The following is a 3,095-nucleotide window of genomic DNA, read 5'->3' as shown; positions in this document are numbered from 1 at the left end:
TATAATTCCGGCGAAGCACTTTCGTCAGCTTCCTGTAGCCGTAGTTAAAGGCATCGCCAGCGATTTCTTCCAGTAAGAATTCTTTTATTTGTTCATCTGAGACCTTTTTGCCGTCCTCTTTGATGGAATAGCCTGGTGCCGGACGTCCCTCACTTATTTTCTTTTCTTCCACACGGTAATTCTTTTGGTAATAGTACGTAGACCTGGGAATGCCGATAATTCTAAGCACCACTGAAACAGAGTAGCCCTTGTTAATCCACTTGTCAGCTACTTCAATTTTTTCAGCAAGTGAGATGCCAGCACGGATTTTGCCGATGGTGGATAAATTGATATCATACCCGACTGTCCCGACCATCTTCCCGTCCGAGAAAACCGGGGCTACGACGGAAGTCATAATCGCACCCGTCACCTTGTCTTTATAAACATCCAGCCACTGCATCTTTGGATTCGCTTTTAAGTATCGGTACGTATCTGTATCCCTGACATCAAGATTGAGCTTTGCATATGACGAAATATGGAGCTTTCCGGTCTGGAAATCCATATAATAAGCGGCAACCAATGTTTTATTTCGCGTATGTACCGCCCGGATTTCCGCTTCAATTTCCTGCATATTTTTCTTATCTTGAAGATTTTCAGCCACAAGCCCTGCAAGCTGGTCTAGAGAATCTTCATAACTGGACAGCCCGGTTTTCACCAGTGACGCTGCCTGGTTGGCAATCATTTGATTCACACTGCGGTTGTTATTTTTTAATAGATTGCTTGTTGTGGCATATGCCAACCGTTACAACGATCAGAATAAAGATGGCGATGCAAATAAAGGCCCCCATTTGATGCGAAGCGGAATAAATTTCTTGTTGCCATCCTTTGCTGTCTCCCCATTGGTGTTATATTTTCTCTTCATATATTATCGGAATGAAATTTTTAGAAGAAAACTTTCATTCATTTAATTCTAAATATTCTGATTATAATTTACTTTCAGCCCCAAAAAAACGGTGGGATACGAAAATCCGTATGCCCTCCGCGCGTATAAAGCAGCTTCCTTCAAAGCTCCCCGCACCGGGCCGCCAGCCGGTTTAATGCCATATGTAATTTTTTGTAGACAACATCTTTTTCCGTCCGGAAGTCTTCCCCATCCCGGAAAAAAATCGGGGCGCCTGCGATCAGCAGGCGTTTCTTTTTGCTTGCGTATAAAGGGACAAACTGGACATGCCGGCCGGTTGCTTTGTAAAAATATTTTTCCATATATAGAAAGCCGGCATACATATCCTTTACGGAAGCCGAACGGTCTGTATAGTCAATATCGGGGTAAATGGCGATGCTTTCCCCTTTTTTTAAAGCCTCGACGCTTATCTGAAACGTCCGGACGATCTTTCTCGTCCCCCGGTAAACCGGAATACCTCTGCCGGATTGCAACAGTTTTGTAATCCCGAGCGACAACAAAAATGCGGCAGGTTTAGCCAATACCAAGGGCAATCCGAATCTTTTAGTGAACGTGTAATCAGCATATTGTTTGCTGCACGATTTCCGGTCAAGAAAAACGTGCAGGATCCAGGTGCGGACAAATTTCGGATACCATAGCAGCGTGATGAACGGTCCGAATAAATTGCGGTGATGCGAAATATAAACGGCAGGGCCGTCGATTTCCCCGGAAATTTCGGTATGATAAGAAGGATAAAAAAACCGCGCAAACTTCCGGACTGTTTTAAAAAATAATCCGTATCCTTCAGCCATGGCGCCGTTCCCCCGCCAGATGCCCATGCTGGTAAAACGCATCAAACACATCCCAATGGAGCTGGATTTGATAAAATGCAAGGGCGAGAAGCACGCTCGCGGCAGCTTTGGCAAAAACGAGATTGAATTGCAATAGTCCGGATCCGGCTTCAATTAGTAAAAAGGAAACGACAATAAAAGAAAGGCAGACAAAAATGTATTTCACTAAAAAACGTTTCCATTTCAACAGCTTTTGTTTTACAAGAAGAAGGACGGCAAAGGCAATGATTTGCGACGCAGCTGTTGCAGCCAGCAATTTCCATAAATGCGGAATTCCATTGATTACATAATGGTATAAAAAAGAGAAACTGAGTATATCGATTATGAAAAAAAGGAGTGCCGGATAAGAATAATAAAACAAGCCGGACAAGATTTTTCGGAAAATTTTCAAAGAATCCTTTACCGAACGGTAGTGGGTGCCTTCGTTGCGGTTGAAATAAATCGTCCGGATCGGCACTTCACGGATCCGCACGTTCATTTTTCTGGCATAGATCAGCATATTCATTTCATACTCGAACCGTTCTCCTTTCAGTTTGATCATCCACGGGAGTTCCTGCTTCGGAATACCACGCAGCCCCGTTTGTGTATCCCCGATGTTTTCGCCGTACAGCACTTTGAACAGAAAGCTCGTCAATTGATTGCCAAATTTACTTTTTGGGGGCACGTATTCCAGGCTGAAGTCCCTCGACCCCAATATGATGCTGTCCCGGTTATGCTCCAGTGCGGCTGCGACCTTTTCCACATCTTCCGCGCTGTGCTGGCCGTCCGAATCCGCGGTAATCACGCCGGACAGATTGCCGAGGTGATCTAAAAAATAGGAGAATGCGGTTTTAAGTGCCCGCCCTTTTCCGCGGTTTACCGGATGGTGGAGGACAGTGCATCTCTTTTTTGTGGTCAATTTGGAAAAAATATGTGCACGATCCCGACTGCTCCCATCGTCTACTACAATAATATGCGCCGCCCCTATTTCCAATAAGCGGTCCACATACTCGGCCAGTTCTTCTTCCGGATTCAGGGCTGGGATGACGACTGCGTAATTTCCTATCATATCATGTACCCCCCTTTACATGGACAAGCTATGATTTTAGCAAACCGGTTTCCTATTTTTATATTACATGGAAGATTGAAGAAAAACAACGAACAGGCACAGGGAGCAGTTTTTTGCCTGCCGTCTTGTTACAAACGCAAAAAAGACGGGCAAACTACTGTCGTATTCCACCAGAGAGGAGTAAGGGAATATGAAATTGAAAGATAGGGTAGTCATTGTGACCGGGGGAGGTTCCGGGATAGGAAAAGCTTCCGCCCTGAGACTTGCCGGAGAAGGG

Annotated in this window: 3 protein-coding genes and 1 pseudogene; 1 reads left to right on the top strand and 3 read right to left on the bottom strand. The window is 44.9% G+C overall.

Translation table 11 applies throughout. The features are described from left to right. The 3 genes from GBH70_RS16150 to GBH70_RS16140 form a co-directional block, all read right to left on the bottom strand. Window positions 1-721: PDC sensor domain-containing protein (locus GBH70_RS16150; RefSeq protein ID WP_253694046.1), on the bottom strand; the 721-nt coding region annotated here is incomplete at its 3' end. A gap of 320 nt (window positions 722-1,041) precedes the next feature. Then, the gene (locus GBH70_RS16145) at window positions 1,042-1,731 is read right to left on the bottom strand and encodes a lysophospholipid acyltransferase family protein (protein ID WP_151681985.1); all 690 of its coding nucleotides are present in this window, start codon (window positions 1,729-1,731) and stop codon (window positions 1,042-1,044) included. Next, window positions 1,724-2,818, bottom strand: coding sequence for a glycosyltransferase family 2 protein (locus GBH70_RS16140; protein WP_151681984.1), 1,095 nt, complete (start codon window positions 2,816-2,818; stop codon window positions 1,724-1,726). The genes GBH70_RS16145 and GBH70_RS16140 overlap by 8 nt, the downstream gene beginning before the upstream one ends. A 190-nt stretch (window positions 2,819-3,008) precedes the next feature. On the opposite strand from GBH70_RS16140, the pseudogene GBH70_RS17910 reads away from it, so the two are divergent. Beyond that, a pseudogene (locus tag GBH70_RS17910) lies at window positions 3,009-3,095 on the top strand (3-oxoacyl-[acyl-carrier-protein] reductase); the annotation flags it as partial.

It is taken from the genome of Weizmannia acidilactici (assembly GCF_008974225.1).
GTDB classification, from domain to species: Bacteria; Bacillota; Bacilli; order Bacillales; family Bacillaceae_C; genus Weizmannia; species Weizmannia acidilactici.
Note: the sequence above shows the minus strand (reverse complement) of the source record. Positions and strands in the feature narration are given on the sequence as shown.